This is a genomic window from Streptomyces sp. NPDC007808, from assembly GCF_042868655.1.
In the GTDB taxonomy this organism is placed as follows: Bacteria; Actinomycetota; Actinomycetes; order Streptomycetales; family Streptomycetaceae; genus Streptomyces.
In genome coordinates this window covers 699201-719458 of record NZ_JBIAEQ010000001.1, presented here as the reverse complement: position 1 = coordinate 719458, position 20258 = coordinate 699201, and the positions used below count along the sequence as shown (strand labels likewise).

At 72.6% G+C, this 20258-nt stretch carries 19 protein-coding genes and 1 pseudogene; 13 read left to right on the top strand and 7 right to left on the bottom strand.

Annotation, left to right across the window (positions count from 1 at the left end):
- Positions 1-257: 257 nt before the first annotated feature.
- Positions 258-737 (top strand): hypothetical protein, encoded by a 480-nt coding sequence (locus ACFYNL_RS03220; protein ID WP_388797267.1) that lies wholly within the window; start codon positions 258-260, stop codon positions 735-737.
- A gap of 609 nt (positions 738-1346) precedes the next feature.
- Positions 1347-1622: a hypothetical protein gene (locus ACFYNL_RS03215; RefSeq protein WP_388795586.1), complete on the top strand. Its 276-nt coding sequence runs from the start codon at positions 1347-1349 to the stop codon at positions 1620-1622.
- A 98-nt stretch (positions 1623-1720) separates the two neighbouring features.
- Here the strand turns inward: ACFYNL_RS03215 and ACFYNL_RS03210 are convergent, their stop codons facing one another.
- Together ACFYNL_RS03210 and ACFYNL_RS03205 are read right to left on the bottom strand one after the other, a co-directional pair.
- Positions 1721-2101 (bottom strand): hypothetical protein, encoded by a 381-nt coding sequence (locus ACFYNL_RS03210; protein ID WP_388795583.1) that lies wholly within the window; start codon positions 2099-2101, stop codon positions 1721-1723.
- A 127-nt stretch (positions 2102-2228) separates the two neighbouring features.
- Positions 2229-3101 (bottom strand): hypothetical protein, encoded by an 873-nt coding sequence (locus ACFYNL_RS03205; RefSeq protein WP_388795580.1) that lies wholly within the window; start codon positions 3099-3101, stop codon positions 2229-2231.
- A gap of 270 nt (positions 3102-3371) precedes the next feature.
- Here ACFYNL_RS03205 and ACFYNL_RS03200 point away from each other — a divergent pair, with 270 nt between their 5' ends.
- A complete protein-coding gene (locus ACFYNL_RS03200; protein ID WP_388795577.1) occupies positions 3372-5453 on the top strand; it encodes a SpoIIE family protein phosphatase in 2082 nt (693 codons plus the stop codon).
- Positions 5454-5618: 165 nt separating this feature from the next.
- On the opposite strand, the gene ACFYNL_RS03195 is transcribed toward ACFYNL_RS03200, so the two are convergent.
- Positions 5619-6446 carry a putative protein N(5)-glutamine methyltransferase gene (locus tag ACFYNL_RS03195; protein WP_388795574.1) on the bottom strand — a complete coding sequence of 276 codons (828 nt, stop codon included), beginning with the start codon at positions 6444-6446 and terminating at the stop codon, positions 5619-5621.
- 327 nt (positions 6447-6773) lie between these two features.
- Here ACFYNL_RS03195 and ACFYNL_RS03190 point away from each other — a divergent pair, with 327 nt between their 5' ends.
- The 6 genes from ACFYNL_RS03190 (at position 6774) to ACFYNL_RS03165 (ending at position 12325) form a co-directional block, all read left to right on the top strand.
- On the top strand, positions 6774-7412 hold the full coding sequence (locus ACFYNL_RS03190) for a sulfite oxidase-like oxidoreductase (RefSeq protein WP_388795571.1): 639 nt from the start codon (positions 6774-6776) through the stop codon (positions 7410-7412).
- A 19-nt stretch (positions 7413-7431) separates the two neighbouring features.
- Complete coding sequence (locus ACFYNL_RS03185) at positions 7432-8205, top strand: ferredoxin reductase (RefSeq protein ID WP_388797264.1); 774 nt, start codon at positions 7432-7434, stop codon at positions 8203-8205.
- Between the two features lie 83 nt (positions 8206-8288).
- Positions 8289-8873 carry a hypothetical protein gene (locus ACFYNL_RS03180; protein ID WP_388795568.1) on the top strand — a complete coding sequence of 195 codons (585 nt, stop codon included), beginning with the start codon at positions 8289-8291 and terminating at the stop codon, positions 8871-8873.
- A 301-nt stretch (positions 8874-9174) separates the two neighbouring features.
- A complete protein-coding gene (locus ACFYNL_RS03175) occupies positions 9175-10143 on the top strand; it encodes an acetylxylan esterase (RefSeq protein WP_388795565.1) in 969 nt (322 codons plus the stop codon).
- Positions 10144-10285: 142 nt separating this feature from the next.
- On the top strand, positions 10286-11452 hold the full coding sequence (locus ACFYNL_RS03170) for a serine hydrolase domain-containing protein (RefSeq protein WP_388795562.1): 1167 nt from the start codon (positions 10286-10288) through the stop codon (positions 11450-11452).
- A gap of 129 nt (positions 11453-11581) precedes the next feature.
- Complete coding sequence (locus tag ACFYNL_RS03165; RefSeq protein ID WP_388795559.1) at positions 11582-12325, top strand: GntR family transcriptional regulator; 744 nt, start codon at positions 11582-11584, stop codon at positions 12323-12325.
- 9 nt (positions 12326-12334) lie between these two features.
- On the opposite strand, the gene ACFYNL_RS03160 is transcribed toward ACFYNL_RS03165, so the two are convergent.
- A complete protein-coding gene (locus ACFYNL_RS03160; protein WP_388795556.1) occupies positions 12335-13066 on the bottom strand; it encodes a class I SAM-dependent methyltransferase in 732 nt (243 codons plus the stop codon).
- 5 nt (positions 13067-13071) lie between these two features.
- On the bottom strand, positions 13072-13629 hold the full coding sequence (locus ACFYNL_RS03155) for a PadR family transcriptional regulator (RefSeq protein ID WP_388795553.1): 558 nt from the start codon (positions 13627-13629) through the stop codon (positions 13072-13074).
- A 70-nt stretch (positions 13630-13699) separates the two neighbouring features.
- Here ACFYNL_RS03155 and ACFYNL_RS03150 point away from each other — a divergent pair, with 70 nt between their 5' ends.
- The 4 genes and pseudogenes from ACFYNL_RS03150 to ACFYNL_RS03135 form a co-directional block, all read left to right on the top strand.
- Positions 13700-14098 carry a nuclear transport factor 2 family protein gene (locus ACFYNL_RS03150; RefSeq protein ID WP_388795550.1) on the top strand — a complete coding sequence of 133 codons (399 nt, stop codon included), beginning with the start codon at positions 13700-13702 and terminating at the stop codon, positions 14096-14098.
- A 70-nt stretch (positions 14099-14168) separates the two neighbouring features.
- On the top strand, positions 14169-14996 hold the full coding sequence (locus ACFYNL_RS03145; RefSeq protein ID WP_388795547.1) for a class I SAM-dependent methyltransferase: 828 nt from the start codon (positions 14169-14171) through the stop codon (positions 14994-14996).
- 246 nt (positions 14997-15242) lie between these two features.
- Positions 15243-16379 (top strand): transcription termination factor Rho, encoded by a 1137-nt coding sequence (gene rho, locus ACFYNL_RS03140; protein WP_388795544.1) that lies wholly within the window; start codon positions 15243-15245, stop codon positions 16377-16379.
- A 92-nt stretch (positions 16380-16471) separates the two neighbouring features.
- A pseudogene (locus tag ACFYNL_RS03135) lies at positions 16472-17302 on the top strand (D-alanyl-D-alanine carboxypeptidase family protein); the annotation flags it as partial.
- An 86-nt stretch (positions 17303-17388) separates the two neighbouring features.
- Here ACFYNL_RS03135 and ACFYNL_RS03130 read toward each other — a convergent pair.
- On the bottom strand, positions 17389-18759 hold the full coding sequence (locus tag ACFYNL_RS03130) for a glycosyltransferase 87 family protein (RefSeq protein WP_388795541.1): 1371 nt from the start codon (positions 18757-18759) through the stop codon (positions 17389-17391).
- The gene (gene mptB / locus ACFYNL_RS03125) at positions 18756-20150 is read right to left on the bottom strand and encodes a polyprenol phosphomannose-dependent alpha 1,6 mannosyltransferase MptB (protein ID WP_388795538.1); all 1395 of its coding nucleotides are present in this window, start codon (positions 20148-20150) and stop codon (positions 18756-18758) included. The genes ACFYNL_RS03130 and mptB overlap by 4 nt, the downstream gene beginning before the upstream one ends.
- Positions 20151-20258: the final 108 nt, after the last annotated feature.

The following is a 20258-nucleotide window of genomic DNA, read 5'->3' as shown; positions in this document are numbered from 1 at the left end:
GCCGGGCTGTCGTCACGTGATTCAGGTGCGTGGTTGGAGCGGGTGCGAAGCGGTCGACCCACACACCTTCGGTGGCGGCTGCCGCCTGAATGTGCAGCGGCAGGCTGTCCCGAGGAGACGGTGACGTACGAGCCCGCCTCTGAAGAAGGCTTGCCCGTGCCATCGCTCGGACGTCGCCGGGGCGGTGTGACGGCTGTGGGTAAGGTGACGGCATGTACACGCGGGGGCGCAGGCTCAGATTCACAGCGGTGTCGGCGATGGCCGTGCTAGCCCTGACCGGGTTCTCGTCGGGCTGCGGTCACGGGAGCCGCAGTGATGATGCCCAAGGCGCACACGGCAGTTCGTCCAGCGGCTCGTCCAGCAGTGCCGCGTATGACTCGGGGGCCACTACCGGTGGCAGCGGCGGCGAGACGCCCACTCGCCGTTCCACCCCCACAACCTCCCCCAGCGAGACCGCCCCGCCTTTGAAGGACGGCACGGCGGTGCTCATCAGCTGCGCGAGCCCGGATGACCCGTACGCAACGGTCGAAATCAGGAATCCGAACGGACGCGACGCCGTCTTCACTGTGAAGATCAACGCTAAGGACAAGCACGGATCCACCATGATCGACACTGGGAATCAAGTGTCGGTGCCGGCGAAGGACACGACAACCTACCGTGTGGCCATGGCCAGCACAGGGCGCCTGGACGAGATCGCTCGCTGCGAGGTCGATCCACGGGCCACTGCCGACCGGTGACGGCCCACCGGACTCACCGCGTCCGGCAACCGCCTGAACACCGCGCAGAACCAGCTCCGCAGCAAAGGTCGTGGTGATCGGGTCGCGGCACCGGAACCCAGTGGGTCCACCTGCCGGAGACGTACGGCAACCGGCGAGGCATCCACAACCAGCTGCGAATGTGGGCAGTCGACGGCACCTGGGAGCGAGTGGTCACCGCGCTGATGGCCCCGACGCCGACGAAGACCTCGACCTGGGCCGTCTCCGTGGGCTCCACCATCGTGCGCGCCCACCAGCACACGGCCGCGGCGCAAGAAGGGGCCCGGGCGGCGAGCCGGACGATCACGCCATCGGCTTGTCCCGCGGCGGACCGGCCACGAAGATCGACCTGGTGGCCGACGACCGTTCCCAGCCTCTGGCGTTCGTCCTGTCCGAACAGCGCTGCCGCCGGCGTGCAGCAGGCCCCGGTGCAGCGTGCCGCGGACCGTGACTGCACGGCCGCGTCCTGCCACAGCGGTCAGGGTTTCCCGGTCGTGCCCGACCTGTGTGAGCTGGGCGTCGACATCCGCACGACCCCGGCCTTCGACGCCCGCGCGCGTACCCACGCCCCGGCCCACCACCGTCACCCGGGTGGCCGTCTGGCCGCCGTACCGGTTGACCGAGGGGCGGCAGCCCGCGGCCGCGCTGCTGGACGTCGCCGCGGAGGGGCTGACCGTCCGGCCGCAGAGCGCCGGGCCCTCCAACATGGGCAGCCTGCTCGCGGGCGAGGGCATTCCGGCCAGGGCGGGTTTCGGCGTGCGGTACGCGGGGCTGCACGGCACCGGCGAGCGGGCCTGTGTCCAGGACCTGCCCGCCGGTCCACGCCGTCTACCGGCGTGCCGTGCTCAGCCTGCTGGGTCGTCGTAGAAGGGCGGGTTCTTCTCGCGTGAGGTTGGGCCGGGGACGTTCATGAATGGCCCGGGCGCGTCATGAAGGCCCGGGCGCGTCGTCGAGGGCGGGGCGCGTCATGAGGCGCCGGGGCGGCTCTCCAGCACCACGTGCAGCTCACGCTCCTGGTCGCCCGAGGCCGAGGTGAGGTCGTGCACCGTGAACAGGGAGTCCAGCGTCGTGCGCAGCCGCTCGATGGCCCAGTAGCCGCCCTGCGCGTCGGCCTCGACGGACGACGAGAGCCGGGCAGGGGGCGGGCACTCCTGCGCGTCCGTGACCTCGAACGTGCCGAGCCACACCATGGGCCGGGTCTCATGGAGCTGCTGCGGCACGTCCTCGGGTTTCCGATCGGACTCGAAGCACGTGCACAGCGCGTCGAACACGATCCGGGCGTCCTCCTTGCTGCACCCGCTGATCTCGACGGAAACGGGTTCCTCGTGCAGTCGTTCACGGTCCATCGTGATCGCTCCTCTCGTGGCCGCACCGCGGTACCACGGGTTGCCCGCGAAACGGACCCCAACCCAAGAAAAGCACCCCGGACGGCCCCGCACTACCGGCGGAACAGTGCCGTCCGGCCGCTCGGTGTCAGCTCCGGGTGAAGCGGTACGTCTTGCTGTCGGTCAGCACGCAGAAGCCGGGCGAGAGCACGATCACGCGCAGGGTGCCGGTACGGCGGTCGTAGTCGATGCCCTCCGTCTCGAACCGCCCGGAGCAGGAGCTGCGCAGCGGCAGCTGACGCAGCGCCGTGACACGGCCGGTCACGTCGGTGGCGCCCGGCTCCGCGGAGAGGTCGATCCGCAGCAGCGGCTTGGTCATGCCGAAGAGGGTGCCCGCCGGGTCGTCGGAGGAGCACAGCAGGGCCGTGCCGGTCAGGAAGTCGCAACCCTGGACGTCACGCACGGCGCGGTCGAGCCGGATGGTGGACGACCAGGGCAGATTCGCCGAGGGTGAGGTGTCGGGGTGGACGCCCGGTGTCGGATGGACCAGCAGGCGGGTCATGGTGCCCCACTCGCCCGAGACCATCCACCGGCCGCCGGGCGTGACGGCGACGAAGGAGTTGTTCAGCGCCTCACCGGGGCCGAGCGTGTGGACGTACTCCGACCAGGTCCCGTCCGGCGCCTGCACCCGGAACATCTTCGCGCCGCCCGAGTCGGCCTGGTACGGCTCGATGTAGTGGCCGTCGTAGGAGGCGTCCGGGTCACCCACATGGTTCCAGCCGCGGCCGGACACCGAGAGGGGGATGGTACCGATGCCGGTGTAGCGGTTGGCGCTGTGCGCGGGCACCTCCACGGAGGCGAGGCCCTGGCTCTCGGTCAGCGGGTCGACGCGGTCGGAGCCCACCTCCGTCCAGGTGTCGGCGGCCTGCGCGGGCGCCGCGGTGGCCAGCACGGCCGCGGACGCGAGGGCGAGGAGACCGGTGAGGAGGGTGTGACAACGTTGCCGGGCACGCAGGGCCATGGGAGTGACTCCTCGGGGGAGGGGGGCGTGTCGGGCGACAGTCTGGCGGGACAGTGCAGTCATGTACAGGCCAACCAGACGGACTCGTGCTGTCATGTCGGCCACGGACACGTGCCCGCACGACGACTTCGGCGGACGTTCCTCGTCGTGTTGAGAGATGGTGGAGGAGGACGAGCGAGGGGGGCCCGAAGACGGTTGAGCGCGGTACAACAAGGGGAGTCGGCACGGGGGAACGGCGTGCCGCGACAATGGGTGAAGGCGGTGCGTGGGATGGCTGCAGCCGAACGCCCCGTGCCCGAGGACGACGAGCGGGTGCACGGGCCAGTGGGTCCGAGCGGGCTGCTCGACGTCCTGGGCGTGGCATCGGTGGTGCTGGACACCGACGGGCGCATCGTGCTGTGGAGCCCTCAGGCCGAGGAACTGTTCGGGTACCCGGCGCAGGAGGCACTCGGCCGGTACGCGGCCCGGGTCATGGTCCACGAGCAGTACCGGGACCTGGTCGTCAAGCTGTTCGCCGACGTCATGGAGACCGGCGAGGGCTGGGCCGGGGCCTTCCCGATCCGGCGCAAGGACGGCAGCACCCGCCTGGTGGAGTTCCGCAACATGCGGCTCCTCGACGACCAGGGGGACGTCTACGCCCTGGGCCTGTGCGCCGACCAGGCGACGGTCCGCCAGGTGGAGCGGGACGTGGCGCTGTCCACGCGGACCATCGCGCAGGCGCCGGTCGGACTGGCCGTCCTGGACACCGAACTGCGGTACGTCTCGGTCAATCCCGCGCTGTCCCGGCTGAACGGGATCTCCGCCGAGGACCACGTCGGCCGTACGCCCCGTGAGCTGCTGCCGGACTCCGACGCCGCCGCGGCCATCGAGGACGCTCTGCGCGAGGTGCTGCGGACCGGTGACCCGCTCGTCAACCAGCGCATCGTGGACCGCACGCCGGCCGACCCGGACCAGCAGCACTTCTTCTCCATCTCGCTGTACCGCCTGGAGGACACGGCCGGGACGGTGCTCGGAGTGGCCGGTATCGCCGTGGACGTCACCGAGCAGCACCAGGCCGCCGTCGAGGCCGAGACGGCACGGCGGCGCCTGGCTCTCATCGCCGACGCCTCCGCGCGGATCGGCACCACCCTGGACCTGGACCGGACGGCGCGCGAACTGGCCGACGTTGCCGTGCCGGAACTCGCCGACGTGGCGGCGGTCGACCTGCTGGAAGCCGTGGTCGAGGGCAGAGCCAGCAGCCTGCAGCCCTCCGAACCGGCCGTGATCCGCGCGCTGGCCGTACGGGCCGGCCATGCCACGGAGGCGCTGAGCGCCGCCGACCCGCCCGGGCAGGTCGCCCGCTACGGCCCCGACCGTCTCGTCACCGAGTGCGTGCGCACCGGTGGGCCGGTCATGATCACCCACGTCTCGGACGAGGACCTGCCCCGCATCGCCCGCTCCCCCGAGGCCGCCGTGCAGCTCGGCCGTGCGGGGGTGCACTCGTACCTGGCGGTGCCGTTGATCGCGCGCGGCGAGGTGCTCGGCGCCCTCGACCTCAAGCGCACCCGCAATCCGCTGCCGTTCAGCGAGGACGACCTGCTGCTCGCCCGTGAACTGGCCGCCCGCGCGGCGGTGCAGATCGACAACGCCCGCTGGTACCAGAACGCCCGCGACACCGCGCTCACCCTCCAGCGCAGCCTGCTGCCCAGTCATCCGCCGGTGACGGGCGGCCTGGAGGTCGCCTCCCGCTACCAGCCCGCCGGGGCCGCCGCCGAGGTGGGCGGGGACTGGTTCGACGTGATCCCGCTGGAGGACGGCAAGACCGCGCTGGTCGTGGGCGATGTGATGGGCAGCGGCATCGACGCCGCCACGACCATGGGCCGCCTGCGCACCGCGACGCACACACTGGCCTCCCTCGACCTGGAACCGACCCGCCTCCTGGAACACCTCGACAAGATCACCGAGAACCTCGACCACTCCATCGCCACCTGTGTCTACGCCGTCCACGACCCGCGGCTGCGGCAGTGCCGGATCGCCAACGCCGGGCATCTGCCACCGGTCCGCGTCCGTCCCGGCCGTCCCCCCGAGCTCCTCGAACTGCCCACGGGGGCACCACTGGGCGTCGGCGGCGTCGCCTTCTCCACGACGACCATCGATCTGGAACCCGGCGACCGGCTGGTGTTCTACACGGACGGCCTCGTCGAGACCCGTCAACACCCGCTCGACGAACGTCTCGACGCGCTCCTGGAGCTGCTCGACGGCCCCGCCCGCCCCCTGGAGGAGTGCTGCGACCTCCTCCTGCGCACCCTGCACCGGCCCGACAACTCCGATGACGTCGCGCTGCTCATCGCCCGGGTGCTGACGCCGAGTTGACGGCCGGGCCGGAGCCGTCGGGGACAGGGCGCCTGGTCGCGTCCGTCCCGGTGACGGAGCCCCTGGCACCTCGCCCCACGGTCCAGGTGAACGGCGATCCGCCCCTCGGACGGTCCGTCGAAGGGCGGCGCGGCCCCCGGATCCGATCCCGCGCGTTCCCCCGGATCAGCCCGCCGTCGACGGAGCCTGGTGGAAGCCGATCACGACATGCGCGTGCGGTTCGTCGGAGAAGGCCAGGCGAGCGGAGAGTCCACTGCCGGTGAAGGCCTCCACAGCCTTCCGCGCCTGGCGTTCGCTCGTCTCGACCAGGAGACAGCCGCCCGGTGCCAGCCACCGGGGTGCCTCGGCGGCGACCCGGCGCAGGACGTCCAGCCCGTCCGGGCCGCCGTCCAGGGCCACATGCGGCTCGTGGTCGCGCGCCTCCGGCGGCAGCAGGGCGACCTCACCGGTGGGAACGTACGGCACGTTCGCCGTGAGGAGGTCCACCCGGCCGCGCAGGCCGTCGGGAAGCGCCCCGAACAGATCGCCCTGGTGGACCTGGCCGCCGAACGCGGTCACGTTACGGCGGGCGCAGCGCACCGCCGCCGGGTCGATGTCCGCGGAGTGCAGCTCGACCGGGCCGACCGCGGCGGCCAGGGCGGCGCCGACCGCGCCGGAGCCGCAGCACAGGTCGACGACGACGGACGCCCCGGACGCGTGCGCGAGTGCCTGCTCCACCAGGAACTCGGTGCGGCGGCGGGGCACGAAGACGCCTGGTTCCACCGTGATGCGCAGCCCGCGGAACTCGGCCCAGCCGAGGACCAGTTCGAGGGGGAGGCCGGTGACACGGCGGTCCACCATGGCGGCCAGTTCGTCCGGGGTGCGGGCGGCGGCCAGGATCAGCCGGGCCTCGTCCTCGGCGAACACACAACCGGCGGCGCGAAGTGCGCGCACGACGGCGTCGGGTGGCAGCGGCGAGGAGGACGCGGGCGAGGAAGCGGAGAGAGGGGGCATGGAAGCCGAGAGCCTTTCGGAAGCCGAAGGGTGCTCTCGCGGTCGCCTAGTGGCGGTGGTCCGCGCCGATACGGAGAAAGAGCACCCGACCTGACACAGCGGTAATGGGTCTCACCTCCTGGATTCGGCACGCCCGGGACCGTCCCGGCCGGACGGCCACCCTACCCCAACGATCATGCAGCGCTCCCGTGCGTCGACGAAGCGATGCGGCGGCACCCACCGGCCCCCGGTCGGTGCGTTCGCGGGCACGCGTACGGTTGTACGGACAGGTACAGATCACACGCGACCGCGGGCCGTCACCGACGGCGGTCTGGAGGCACCACCCGCATGAACGTCACCCGAGGCTTCACCGGCCGCCCACGCGCCCTGCCCCACCGCGCAGACGGCGTGGCGGGCACCCCCGCCCCCGCGCTGCCACCCGGTCAGTACGACGCGGGTGACGACTGGCCCGTTCTGTCCGCGGAGGTCACACCCGAGCTGACGCCCGCCGAGTGGTCCTTCCGTATCGACGGGCTCGTGGCGGAGCCGCGCGGCTGGACCTGGGAGGAGGCGCACGAGCTGCCGGCTTCGGTGTACGAGGGTGACATCCACTGTGTGACGAGCTGGTCCAAGTTCGGTGTCCGCTTCACAGGCGTCTCGCTGGACGCCTTCCTCGACGTGGTCCGCCCCCATGTGTCGGCCACCCACGCCGTCGCCTATGCGCACACGGGGTACACCACCAACCTGCCGCTCGCCGACCTGACCGGCGGGCGGGCGTGGATCGCCTGGGAGTACGACGGGAAGCCGCTCGCCCCCGAGCACGGCGGCCCGGCGAGGCTGCTGGTCCCGCACCTGTACTTCTGGAAGAGCGCGAAGTGGATCGCGGGGCTGCGGCTCCTCGACCACGACGAGCCGGGGTTCTGGGAGCAGAACGGCTACCACGCCCGCGGCAACCCCTGGGAGGAGCAGCGGTACTCCGGTGACTGAGGTGTTCGACGTGACTGACCTGGCCGAGCCGGCCGAGCCGGCCGAAAGGTTCACTCCCCCGACGCGGTTCGCCGTGCCCGGGAGGATCGCCGTGAGCGACCAGGCCGCGGCGGTGTGGCAGATCGCCACGATCGCCGGGATCCGGCGCGAGACCGCGCGGGCCACCACCTTCCGTCTCGCGGTGCCCTCCTGGGCGGGCCATCTGCCGGGCCAGCACCTGCTGCTGCGGCTGACCGCCGAGGACGGTTATGTGGCCCAGCGCCACTATTCGATCGCGTCCGCGCCGGACGAGTCCGGACACATCGAGCTGACCCTCGACCATGTCGAGGGCGGTGAGGTGTCGGGCTGGTTCCACACGGTGGCGGAGGTGGGTGACACGGTCGAGGTGCGCGGCCCGGTCAGCGGCTTCTTCGCCTGGCCCGGCGACCGGCCGGCCCTGCTGGTCGGCGCCGGCTCCGGTGTCGTACCGCTGATGTCGATGGTGCGGCACCACCGGGCACGCGGCCTGGACGTCCCCCTGCGGTTGCTGGTGTCGGCGCGCGGTCCGGAGGAGCTGATCTACGCGAGCGAGTACGGCGCGGAGACGACGCCCGTCTTCACGCGGAACGCACCGGAAGGTGTGCCGGTGGGACGTATTGCCGCGGCACATGTGGCGCCCCTCCTGGCCGAGCGGCCTCCGGGTGGGTGGGAGGCATATGTGTGCGGCTCCAACGGGTTCGCGGAACACGCCTCGCGGCTGCTGGTGGCGGCGGGTCAGCCCGTGGACCGCATCCGGATCGAGCGCTTCGGCTGACCATCGCCCCCGCCGCGGACGCCGACGCGTGCCCGTGCGGGCTCGTCAGGAACGATGTCTCCCGTACGGGGTACCTGACCGCCATGCGAAGCCGGGTGCGTGGGTGGCGTTGGCGACGCAGTCCGCTGCGACGCCGGTCCGATGTCGTCGAGTCGTGGGTGATGCTGGCGGTGGTCGTGCTGTCGTTCGTCGGTGCGCCCCTGGTCGGGCTGGTGGCCGCCGTCTGGGCCCATGACGAGGCCCGGCACATGGTCCGGGAGCAGCGGGCCGACCGCCGTTCCGTGCGGGCGGAGGTCGTCGGCAGGGCGTCCGACACGCTCCCCGTGGCGGAGAGCGGACGGCACCCGGCCGCCAGGGTGACGGTCCGTTGGACGGAACCGGGCGAGGCTCCCCGTACGGCCGCGGCACGTGTCCCGGCCGGGACACAGACCGGTGAGACCGTCGACGTGTGGCTCGACTCCCGGGGCCGGACGGTCGGGCCGCCGCCGGGCGGCGCGGCGGTCTGGCAGAACACCGTCATCATCGGCGTCTGCGCCACGAGCGGTGCGGTCGCCGCGATCCTGGCGGGCCACGGAGTGGTGCGACGTGCCGCGATGCGTCGTCGTCTGGACGAATGGGAGCGGGCGTGGGCCCGCACGGAGCCGCAGTGGACGGGCCGCCGGGCGTGACCCCGCGGCCAGGCGGCACCCGCGTCTGCAGAGCTCGTTCGCGCTTGCTCCACCGTTCATGTCCCTGGACCAGTGACCCGACCTCCGATGACGGCCGGCCAGCCGCCCGGGCTCTCAAGTCGATGGCTCAGGAAGATCATTTCAGCTCCCCGGCCAGCAACGACGCACTCCTGACGGGTCCGTGGACGACGGAGGCCATGGCCACTTCGCACGGGATCTGCGCGGCGGGACCTGGCGAGACATCCGATCTTCCGCGTACGGTGTGATCATCCGCAGTCACTCCAGGCAAAGGCGGTCCCAGATGGCTCTGTTCGACCTCCCGCTCGACGAACTGCGCGGCTACCGCAGCGGGTCCGTGGAGCCCGAGGGCTTCGACGCGTTCTGGTCCGAGACCCTCGACGAGGCCCGTGCGCATGAACTGGACGCCCGCTTCACGCCGGTCGACGCAGGGCTGTCCACCGTGCAGGTGTACGACGTGACGTTCTCCGGGTTCGGCGGTCACCCGGTGAAGGGCTGGCTGCGACTTCCCAGCGGGACCACACAACCCCTGCCGCTGGTCGTGGAGTTCGTCGGCTACGGCGGTGGGCGGGGCCTGCCGCACGAGAACCTGCTGTGGGCCTCCACGGGCCGTGCGCACTTCATGATGGACACACGCGGTCAGGGCAGCGCCTGGGGCGCCGGCGGCGAGACCGCGGACCCGGTCGGGGCCGGACCCGCGTACCCCGGGTTCATGACGCGGGGCGTGGACGCGCCCGAGGACTACTACTACCGCCGGGTGTTCACGGACGCCGTACGTGCCGTGGAGGCCGCCCGCTCGCATCCGCTGACCGACGCCTCGCGCACGGTGGTGACCGGGGCGAGCCAGGGCGGCGGGATCGCCATCGCCGTCGGCGGTCTGGTCCCGGACCTCACGGCGGTCGCGCCGGACGTGCCGTTCCTGTGCGACTTCCCGCGTGCGACGACCGTCACGGACCGCAACCCGTACCGCGAGATCGCCCTCTACCTCAAGACGCACCGGGGCCGCGGCGCGGACGTCCTGCGCACCCTTTCGTACTTCGACGGCGTCCATTTCGCGTCCCGCGGCCGGGCGCCCGCCTTCTTCTCGGCGGCCCTGGAGGACCAGACGTGCCCGCCGTCCACGGTGTTCGCGGCCTTCAACGCCTGGGCGCACCACGAGAAGGCCATCGAGGTGTACGAGTTCAACGACCACGAGGGCGGCGGCCCGTTCCACGAGGCGGCCAAGCTGGACTGGCTGCGCGCGCACGCCTGAGAGGTTCAGCGCCGGCACCCGCGGGCGCGCCTGTTCGGCGCGTTCCGCACCTTCCACCCGGTCCGACCAGTCGGTACGTTCGGTGCGGCTCGGAGCGCGGCGGCGCGGCCCGGGTTTTCCGGTTGACGACGGAGGGCGGCCCATGGCGGAGCACGAGGCTCAGGTGCACGGTCACTGCGATCCGCGGTTCGCGGCGGTGCGGACGGCGTTCGAGGCGAACTTCCGGGAGCGCGGGGAGCTGGGTGCGGCGGTCGCCGTCACGGTCGGCGGCCGGACGGTGGCCGACCTGTGGGGCGGGTGGGCAGACGGGGCGCGCACCCGCCCCTGGGAGCGCGACACGCTGGTCAACGTGTGGTCGACGTCGAAGGGTCCGACGGCGTTGTGCGCGCACATCCTCGCCGACCGGGGACTGCTCGATCTGGACGCGCCGGTGGCCGCGTACTGGCCGGAGTTCGCCGCCGCGGGCAAGGAGCGGATCCTCGTACGGCATCTGCTGTCGCATCGCGCCGGTCTGTCCGGGCTGCGCGAGCCGCACTCGCTTCCACAGCTGTTCGACTGGGAGTTGACGACGCAGCGGCTGGCGGCGATGGAGCCGTGGTGGACGCCGGGCAGGGGGTCCGGTTACCACGCCTTCACCTTCGGCTTCCTGGTCGGGGAGGTGGTGAGGCGGGTGTCGGGGCTGCTGCCGGGGGCCTTCCTGGAGCGGGAGGTGACCGGGCCGCTCGGGATCGACTTCGCGATCGGGCTGCCGCCGAAGGAGGCCGCGCGGGCGGCCGAGCTGACGCAACCGCCGGTCGGGGCGACCGGTGGACAGGCGGCGGTCTTCGACCGGTTGACGCCGGTGGCACTGGCCGCGCTGGCCAACCCCGCCGTGGGGGCCGCGCAGGCCAACTCGCCCGAGTGGCGGGCCGCCGAGATACCCGCGGCCAACGGGCACGGCACGGCGCGCGCGGTTGCCGCCCTGTACGGGATCTTCGCGGGCGGCGGGACCTTCGACGGCCTCCGGATCCTCTCCGCGGAGGCGGCCGAGCGGGTGCGCGAGGGACAGGGCAGCTGCCGCGACCTGGTTCTCGGAGCCGGGTTCGAGCACGAGACCGAGATCGGGCTCGGCCTGTGGCTCAGTGGGCCGCACGGCTCGTACGGCCCCAACCCGCGGGCTTTCGGACACGACGGATTCGGCGGCTCCTGTGGCCTGGCGGATCCGGACGCCGGCGTGTCGCTGGGCTACGTGATGAACCGGATGGGCCCTCATATCGCCGATGACCCGCGGAAGACGACGCTGATCGACGCCCTGTACAGCGCTCTGTGACGGTCGGTCGACGTGGACCGTTTCAGCCGAAGTGACAGGCCGCCCTTCCTTGTTGGTTTAGACCAATGCTAGACCTGGTGGCGCAACGAACCCGCACGACTACCACACGTCACCAACAGGAGGCGCGGCATGGCCCGCACCACCCCGCACGACCGCCCGCTCGCCGAAGCTCAGCCGCTGTACGGGAGGATCGCCACCCGACTGCTCGGCGAGCTGCGCGACGGAAGCATTCCACCCGGTGAACGGCTGCCGGCGGAAAGGCAGTTGGCGGAGCACTTCGGCGTCAGCAGGGAGACCGTACGGCAGGCGCTGGAGGTGCTGCGCCGCAGCGGCCTGGTCGCCACCGACCGGCGGGGCAGCCATGCCACCCTGCCCGGCCTGCCGGTCGAGACGTCGACGTCCCTCACCTTCCCGGTCGGCGCCCGCACCTCGCCGCCGGGCGCGGCGGACCGGGCCACGGTCGCCTGGGAGACTCCCCCGCGGGAGCACGCCGAGGCGCTGGGGCTCGCCCCGCACCGGCCGACCCTGGTGCATCGCTACGAGTCCGCGGGCGCCGACGGGCACGGCCGGCGCACCGCCGTGACGTCGTTCTCCGCGGTTGCGCTCGCCGAGGTGGCGGAGTTGGGCCGCTACCGCGGCCGCGCCGACGGCACCGGGGCGGCCCAACTGCGGCGCGCCTACGACTGGATGCGCAGGGCGGGTCTCACCCTGCACCACCGCGACGCCATCACCCGGCTCCCCGGCGCACCCTCGGTGCGGGTCACCCGGCGCGTGCACGACCAGTACGCCCGCCCGCTGGAGATCACCGATCTCGTCGTGGACGCCCAGCGGGACGCCCTGGTCTACGAGTTCACACTGCCCGCGGCGGGGTGAGCTCCCCCTTCAGCAGGCACCCGGGCGTCGTGCCACCACCATCCGTACGTGCGGGCTCCCGTCGCGCCGCCTGCCGAATTCGCTCAGTGCTCGGAGCTCCACCCGGAAGCCGGCGCGCTCCAGTTCACCCCGCACCTCCCCGAGCCGGAAGGCGCGGTAGTACATGACGAACGGCGGCCGCCACACGGCGTTGCGCACCCGCATCGCCGCGTCGAAGCCCAGCAGCATCCAGTAGGCCGGCGACGAGGGGCGGGGTGGGGCCACGGCGGGGAAGACGAAGCGTCCCCCCGGCCGCAGGACGGAGTGGACCTGGGCGAACAGCCCCGGCAGTTCCCGCGGCAGGAAGTGGCCGAACGCCCCGAAACTCACCACGAGGTCGAAGGCGGGTGCGAACGGCAGGGCACGCGCGTCCGCACGGACCCAGGCGAGACGTGGCTCCTGTCCCCGCACCCGCCGCCGGGCGACCTGAAGCATCCCGTCGCTGAAGTCGACGCCGGTGACGCTGCGCCGGCAGACCTCGGCCAGCACCTCCACGCCCGCGCCCGTGCCGCAGCACAGGTCGAGGCCGTCGTCGTACGGGCCGGTGCGCGCGAGCGCGGAGGTGACGGCGCAGAGCACGGAGTCGGGTGTACGGAAGGGGGTGTGGTCGAACTTCGGGGCGAGCAGGTCGTATCCGCGCTCGACGGACGACAGCGCCTGAACGGCGAGTTCGCGCAAGGAGGGGCCGTGCGGACCGAACATCCCCCTCACCCCGCGGCCACGCGCTGCTTCAGCACGGTCAGGACACGCTCGCACCAGCGCAGGTTCTCCTCCTCGAAGGAGATGCCGCGCAGCAGCGTCAGATAGGGCCCGACGCGGCCGGACTCGCTCAGGTACCGCTCCTCGGTCCACCCGTCGAGGAGGCGGTCGCGGACGCGTTCGTACCGGTCGAGTTTGGCGCGCGCCCATGCCCTGCGTTCCTCGATCAGGGCGCGGGTGGCCTCGGGGTCCTCCATGGCCTGGAGCTTGATCAAAAGCTCGTCGCGGACGGCTGTGGGCCGCCGGGGCGGCTCGGCCGCGTAGGCCCTGAGGTCCGCCCGGCCGGCCTCGGTGAGCGTGAACATCCGCTTGTTCGGCCGCCGTTCCTGCCGCACGACGCGGGCCGCCACGAGACCGTCCCCCTCCAGGCGCTCCAGCTCCCGGTAGAGCTGCTGCGGAGTCGCGGGCCAGAAGTTGGCGAACGAGACGTCGAAGACCTTGGACAGCTCGTAGCCCGAGGCCTCGCCGTCGAGGAGCGCGGCGAGAACGGCGTACTTGAGGGACATATGGACACGGTAACAGCAGGTGACTATTGTCATCCGCACCTACTCAACTAATTGACTATGAGGTGATCCGATGCGCGCGTTCCGCGAGGCGGTCGAGGCGGGCGACGCCGACGCCATGGAGGCTCTGCTGGCCGAGGACGTCGTCTTCACCAGCCCGGTGGTGTTCAAGCCGTACGCCGGCAAGGCGATCACGGCGGCCATCCTGCGCGGTGTCGTGCGGGTCTTCGAGGACTTCCGCTACGTACGCGAGATCAACGACACGGGCGGCCGCGATCACGCGCTGGTCTTCACCGCGCGGGTCGGCGACCGGGAGATCACCGGCTGCGACTTCCTCCGGCTGAACGCGGACGGCCTGATCGAGGAGTTCATGGTCATGGTCCGCCCGCTGTCCGGTGCGCAGGCGCTGGCCGAGGCCATGGGGGCGCGGTTCGACCAGATCCTCAAGGAGGCCGAGGCACGGTCGGCGTAGCGCCGTCGACAGGACGGGTCTGTCCGGATTTCTGCCGCGGCGCTGCGCGCGTCCGCGGTTGGATGTCCTCATGACCAGCGACGAGCACGCGCGGATGATGGCGGCCAACCAGGCGAACTGGGACGCCCGCACCCCCGTCCACCTCGCCAGCCGCTTCTACGGCCTCGACGAGGACCTCGATCCCGGCCGATGGTTCGCCTCCTTCGAGTGGGACGACCTCGGTGATCCGGCGGGCCGGGACGTGCTCCATCTCCAGTGCCACCTCGGCACCGAGACGATCGCGTTCGCCCAGCGCGGGGCTCGCGCCGTCGGGCTGGACTTCTCCCCGGCCTCGGTGGCCGCCGCGCGCGGCATCGCCGAGAAGGCCGGGCTCGACGTCGACTACGTACAGGCCGATGTGTACGACGCGGTGGAGGCCCTGGGCGGCCGGCAGTTCGACATCGTGTACACCGGCAAGGGCGCGCTGTGCTATCTGCCCGACCTGGAGCGGTGGGCGGGCGTGGTCGCCCGACTCCTGCGCCCGGGTGGCCGGTTGTACGTCGTCGAGTTCCATCCGCTGCTCAACTCGCTCGGCCCGAAGCCCGCCCCCGGCGAGGGCCCCGAACTGCTGCTCCGCCACGACTACCTGGGCGGCCGCGGCGCGGTCCACCGGGACGCCACGCACACCTACACCGACGGGCCGGCCGTCGAGGGCGCCACGGACAGCTTCGAGTGGATGCACGGAACAGGCGAGGTCGTGAACGCGTTGGTGGGTGCGGGCCTCACCATCCGGCGACTCACCGAGAGCGACGAGCTCCCCTGGCCGCGCTGGCCGCAGATGGTCCGCCGGCCGTCCGGCTGGTGGCGACTGCCGGAGCCGCGCATCCCGCTGCTCTACGCACTGCTCGCCACGCGCTGAATCTCCGTGGTACGGTCCTGACAGCACATGTGTACGCCCGACTGCGGGCGCCGGTGCCAGTTCCTCCTCAGTTCGCCGGTCGATGCACCGGCTTCTCGTCACCACCTCGTGATCAGCGGTTCCGCCCTCTCCGAGGTGCTGTTTCCCGCCGCCCGAAGGCGCCTTTCGTCCGCCTTCCCGATGTCCGCGGCACTCCCCTTCCTTCCGCATGTCCCATGCCTTCCGTCCGTGAAAGGACCCACCACCATGACCACCACACTCGAACGCCCCCCGGTCCGACAGCAGCCTGCGGCCCCCGCCCTCACCGGTGTGCTCGACATCGACGCGAGCGGGAAGGGGCACCTGCGCGCCGAGAACCTCCTGCCCTCCCCCGCCGACTTCCAGGTCCCGCCCGCGTTGATCCGCCGCCACGGCCTGCGCAAGGGCGATCTCGTCGACGGGGTGCGCGGCGACCGGCGCACCCTGACCGAGGTCGCCCGCGTCAACGGCCGCGCACCCGAGCGGAACCGGCGCGTCTTCGGCGAGCTGACGCCCCTTCACCCGTGGGAGCGGATCCGGCTCGAACACCCCGCGTCCGGTCCGACAGGCCGGGTCACCGACCTCGTCGCCCCGGTGGGCAAGGGGCAGCGGGGTCTGATCGTGGCCCCGCCCAAGACCGGCAAGACCGTGCTGCTCCAGAAGATCGCGGCGGCCGTCACCGGCAACCACCCGGAGTGCCGACTGATGGTGGTGCTCCTCGACGAGCGCCCCGAGGAGGTCACCGACATGCGGCGTTCGGTGCGGGGCGAGGTGTACGCCTCCACCTTCGACCGGGCGCCCAAGCAGCACATCGCGCTGGCCGAACTGGTCATCGAGCGGGCCAAGCGGCTCGTCGAGGCCGGTGAGGACGTCGTCATCCTGTTCGACTCCCTGACCCGGCTGTGCCGCGCGTACAACAACGCGGCCGGATCCGGCGGCCGTACCCTCAGCGGCGGTGTCGACGCCGCCGCGTTGCACGGGCCGAAGCGGTTCTTCGGCGCCGCGCGCTGCGCCGAGGAGGGCGGCTCGCTCACCATCCTCGCCACAGCCCTCGTGGAGACCGGCTCCCGGGCCGACGACTTCTTCTTCGAGGAGCTCAAGAGCACCGGCAACATGGAGCTGCGCCTCAGCCGGGACCTCGCCTCCCGCCGCGTCTTCCCCGCCGTGGACATCACCCCCTCGGGAACCCGGCGCGAGGAACTGCTGCTCGATCCGGCCGAGTTGACCGCCGTGCGGGGTCTGCGCCGGGTGCTGCGGGGGCGGGACGGCCAGACCGGCCTGGAGACCCTGCTGGAGCGCATGCGTGAGACGCCGGACAACGCCGCGTTCCTGCGGCGGATCCAGCCGACCCTGCCCAATGACTGACCGCCGGCCGGCCCTCGCCCGTCCGGGTGCAGGCGCGCCGTGTGCGGCCCGGGCAGCGCGGTGTACGGCGGCTCACTTCCTACGTTGACGGTATGAAGATCGGTTTTACCTCCCGGGTCCTTGTGTCCACCTGGGCGCTGTGCGCGGCCGGCCTCCTGGCGCTCGCCCCCGCCGCGGCCGCCCACGCCGGGCACGCCCCCGACGGCGCCGGCGCACCGCGGGCGGCGGCCCCCGAGCCCGCGCTGCTGTACCGGTCCGGCACCCTGGTGCGACCGCAGGGCGGGGCGCCCCGGGTCCCACGCGTCTCGGCGCTGTCCTGGCTGGTTGCCGACGCCGACACCGGCGAGGTCCTCGCCGCGCGCGAGGCGCACCGAAAGCTCCCGCCCGCCAGCACCTTGAAGGCGCTGTTCGCCCTGACAGTGCTGCCCACGTTGCCCGGGGGCATCCGGCACCGGGTGAGCGACGAGGAGCTGGCGGGGATCGGGCCCGGCAGCAGCCTGGTGGGGATCGCCGAGGGGCGGGTGTACCAGGTGGCCGATCTGTGGCGCGGGGTGTTCCTCAGCTCCGGCAACGACGCGGTGCGGGTACTGGCCGCTCTGAACGGCGGGTGGCGCTTCACGGCCGACCGCATGCAGGAGAAGGCCCGTGCGCTGGGTGCCCTGGACACGAAGGTGCTGTCGCCGGACGGTTACGACACCCCGGGCCAGGTCTCGTCGGCGTACGACCTGGCGGTGTTCGGCCGGGCGGGGCTGCGCAGAGCCGACTTCTCGCGGTACTGCGGCACCGCCCGGGCCTGGTTCCCCGGGCGTGACGGCTCGCCGTACGAGATCCGCAACACCAACCGGCTGCTGACCGGAGCGGACGGCGTTGAGCGGTATCCGGGGCTGATCGGGGTCAAGAACGGCTACACCAGCAAGGCGGGCAGCACACTGATCGCCGCCGCCCGCCGGGGCGATCGCACCCTCGTCGTCACGGTGCTGAAGCCTCGGGCGGGCGGCGGGCTCGCGGTCTACGAGGAGGCCGGCGAGCTGCTCGACTGGGGGTTCGCCGCGGCGGGACGGGTGGAGCCGGTGGGGTCGCTCGACGCCTTGCGGGCCAAGCCGAGACCGGGGCCGGTGCCGGAGCCCGCCTCGAAGGCGGCCGCGCGTGGTGGAGCGGGCGGGGTGGCCGGAGCGGGCTGGGCGGAGGCCTGGGCGATCGCGGGCGCCGCCGGAATGGGAGCCGGCGCCACCTCACTGGTGCTGCGCGGCAAGGGCGTCGAGCGCGCCGAGCAGGACTGAGCGACCGGCAGGCGCAGCAGCAGGCCGAGGGTGATCCACACATAGATGTTGCTGCCGACGAAGCCGTCGACCCCTGAGGCGTCGTCGAACCAGAGCCACACCACGCTGGTGCACAGCACGGCGTACAGGGCGCCCGCCACCCATGGGCGCCCGGCGCGGACCAGGACGGCGAGGGACGGCAGCAGCCACACCAGGTGGTGGACCCAGGTGATCGGGCTGATCAGGCTGGCGGTCAGTCCGGTCAGGGCGAAGGCCGCCGTCCAGTCACCCGCCGCCACGGCCCGGCGGGTGCGCGCCGCCCAGACGCCCAGGGCCACCAGGACGAGCGCCGCCCACAAGCCCCGGTCCATGAGGCCGAGCCGGGCCAGGACGCCCTGGAGCGACTGGTTGGAGACGTAGTCGAGACGGCCGACCCGCGTGGTGTCCCACATCGCGTGCGTCCAGTAGAAGCGGGATGCCCCGGGCGCCGTCCAGGCCGCCAGTGCCGTCGCGGCGGTGGCGACGGCCGTCGCCACGGCGGCGGTTCGCCCTCGTCTCGCCACCAGCAGCAGGCCGATGAAGGCGGCGGGCGTCAGCTTGATCGCGGCCGCGAGGCCGATGCCCACCCCCGCCCAGCGGTGCCGTCCCGTGGTCAGGAGCCGGCAGTCGAGGAGCACGAGGGCCAGCAGCAGGATGTTCACCTGGCCGAAGCTGAAGGTGTCCCGGAGCGGTTCGAAGAGAGCCAGTGCGCAGACCGCGAGGGCGCAGCCGTACCATCCGTGGCGCCGCCACACACCGTCCGCCAGCACGTACAGCACGAAGGCCAGGGCGGCCACGTCGAGCAGCAGCGCCACCGCGATCGCCGTGTGCAGGTCGACCAGCGCCATGGGCATCATGACGACCGCGGCGAACGGCGGGTAGGTGAAGCCGTACGTCGTGCCGGGCACCCGGTAGTCGTAGATACGGCCGCCGTGGTGGATCCAGCTGTCGACGGTGCCGTGGTAGACGCGCAGGTCGAACCAGTCGCGCAGCAGCGGCACGGTCGCGGTGAAGACGGTCACGGCGGCGACGAGGACGACCAGCAGCGCGAGCCTGCGGCGGTCGGTGTGCGTGAGCCTCATGCCGTGCGCTCCGACGCCGGGGCCCGCGCGGCCAGATGGGCCTGCCACAGGACGGCCACGGCGAGGGCGCCCCCGGACACGGCCAGGACCAGCTGGTCGGTGCCCGCCGGCCCGCCGCTGGGCAGGACGGCGAGCGTGAGCACGCCCGTCAGGGCCGCCACCCGGTGCCGTACCCATGTGCTGGGCGCGGCCGCGGCGATCAGGAACAGGCCCCACAGCGCGTACCAGGGGCGGATCGCCGGCCCGAAGGCCGCCACGGCCGCCAGGCTCAGGCCGAGCGCGTACACAGGGCTCGGAAGCCGCCGCCACCAGATGAGCACCACGAGGACCGCCGTCAGCACCAGTCCGAAGGTGTGCCACGCCGGGACGGCCAGCGGTGCCAGATCGCTGCCCGCCTCGTCGAGCAGTGCGGCGGTGGCTCGGCCGAGCAGGCTGGTGAGCGCCCAGTTCTGCGAGGAGACCGGGGTGTCCAGGGCGCCTGTCCAGCCGTATCCCGTGCCCGCTGCGGCCGTTGCGGCGACCGTGGTGGCGGCGGACGCGGCCGCCGTGGTCAGCACGGCCTTCGCCGGGCGGTGGCCGGCCCGTATCCGCAGCGCCACCACCGCGGCGATCCCCAGCGCGGCGGGAGCCTTGACCAGGGCGGCGAGGGTGACGAGTACGGCGCCCAGGACGGGCCACCGGCCGAGGGCCGCGACCAGGCCGGCGCCGAGCAGGCCGAGCATGACGGCGTCGTTGTGGGCGCCCGCGACCAGGTGCAGCAGCACGAGCGGGTTCAGGGCGCCCAGCCAGAGCGCGGCGGCCGGGTCGGCACCGCTGTGCCGGGCGAGGCGCGGCAGCACGGCCGCCATCAGCGCCACCCCGAGGAGCGCCACCAGGCGCATCCCGAGGAGCCCGGCGGGCAGTTCTCCCTTGGTCAGGCCGGACAGCGCGGAGGCGACGCCGAGGAAGACCGGGCCGTAGGGTGCCGGCGTATGCCGCCACAGCGGGGCGACCTCGTCCGCGAGGGGGCCGCCGAGGTGGGCGGGGCCGTACACGTACACGTCGATGCGGGCGTCCACCATCGCCCCCTGGGCCAGGTAGCTGTAGACGTCCCGGCTGAACAGCGGCGGCGCGATCAGCAGCGGGGCGGCCCAGACCGCCAGCACCAGCAGCAGGGCGCGCGGGGTCGGCGGGTCGGCGCCGCGCACCAGCCGACCGAGCAGCAGCCAGGCCGCTATCAGCAGGACCAGTCCGAAGTACGCGCCGACCAGGCCCAGGGCGGCGTGGGCCGAGTCGGGGGCGAGGAGTTCCCGGACCGGCAGCGCGCCGGACGTCTCACCGCCCAGGGCGAGGAAGGCGGTACCGGCCAGACCGAGTACCTGGCAGCGGCGGAGATCGACGGGGAAAGCCATGGCCAACACTCGGTCAGCGTGTCGACGCCGGGTGGCCGGGAAGCGACGCCGGGCCCTCGGGGCGGCGGCCTGTGCGTGACCGCCGGGTGAGCCGTCCGGGCCGGCGCG

Excerpts from the sequence above, each read along its gene's own strand:
- ACFYNL_RS03170 (WP_388795562.1), top strand. The coding sequence starts at position 10,286 with ATGGCGGAGCACGAGGCTCAGGTGCACGGTCACTGCGATCCGCGGTTC.
- ACFYNL_RS03165 (WP_388795559.1), top strand. The coding sequence starts at position 11,582 with ATGGCCCGCACCACCCCGCACGACCGCCCGCTCGCCGAAGCTCAGCCG.
- ACFYNL_RS03195 (WP_388795574.1), bottom strand. The coding sequence starts at position 6,446 with ATGCCCCCTCTCTCCGCTTCCTCGCCCGCGTCCTCCTCGCCGCTGCCA.
- ACFYNL_RS03190 (WP_388795571.1), top strand. The coding sequence starts at position 6,774 with ATGAACGTCACCCGAGGCTTCACCGGCCGCCCACGCGCCCTGCCCCAC.
- ACFYNL_RS03180 (WP_388795568.1), top strand. The coding sequence starts at position 8,289 with ATGCGAAGCCGGGTGCGTGGGTGGCGTTGGCGACGCAGTCCGCTGCGA.
- ACFYNL_RS03130 (WP_388795541.1), bottom strand. The coding sequence starts at position 18,759 with ATGAGGCTCACGCACACCGACCGCCGCAGGCTCGCGCTGCTGGTCGTC.
- ACFYNL_RS03150 (WP_388795550.1), top strand. The coding sequence starts at position 13,700 with ATGCGCGCGTTCCGCGAGGCGGTCGAGGCGGGCGACGCCGACGCCATG.
- rho (WP_388795544.1), top strand. The coding sequence starts at position 15,243 with ATGACCACCACACTCGAACGCCCCCCGGTCCGACAGCAGCCTGCGGCC.
- ACFYNL_RS03145 (WP_388795547.1), top strand. The coding sequence starts at position 14,169 with ATGACCAGCGACGAGCACGCGCGGATGATGGCGGCCAACCAGGCGAAC.
- ACFYNL_RS03175 (WP_388795565.1), top strand. The coding sequence starts at position 9,175 with ATGGCTCTGTTCGACCTCCCGCTCGACGAACTGCGCGGCTACCGCAGC.
- ACFYNL_RS03205 (WP_388795580.1), bottom strand. The coding sequence starts at position 3,101 with ATGGCCCTGCGTGCCCGGCAACGTTGTCACACCCTCCTCACCGGTCTC.
- ACFYNL_RS03160 (WP_388795556.1), bottom strand. The coding sequence starts at position 13,066 with ATGTTCGGTCCGCACGGCCCCTCCTTGCGCGAACTCGCCGTTCAGGCG.
- ACFYNL_RS03200 (WP_388795577.1), top strand. The coding sequence starts at position 3,372 with ATGGCTGCAGCCGAACGCCCCGTGCCCGAGGACGACGAGCGGGTGCAC.
- ACFYNL_RS03220 (WP_388797267.1), top strand. The coding sequence starts at position 258 with ATGGCCGTGCTAGCCCTGACCGGGTTCTCGTCGGGCTGCGGTCACGGG.
- mptB (WP_388795538.1), bottom strand. The coding sequence starts at position 20,150 with ATGGCTTTCCCCGTCGATCTCCGCCGCTGCCAGGTACTCGGTCTGGCC.
- ACFYNL_RS03210 (WP_388795583.1), bottom strand. The coding sequence starts at position 2,101 with ATGGACCGTGAACGACTGCACGAGGAACCCGTTTCCGTCGAGATCAGC.
- ACFYNL_RS03155 (WP_388795553.1), bottom strand. The coding sequence starts at position 13,629 with ATGTCCCTCAAGTACGCCGTTCTCGCCGCGCTCCTCGACGGCGAGGCC.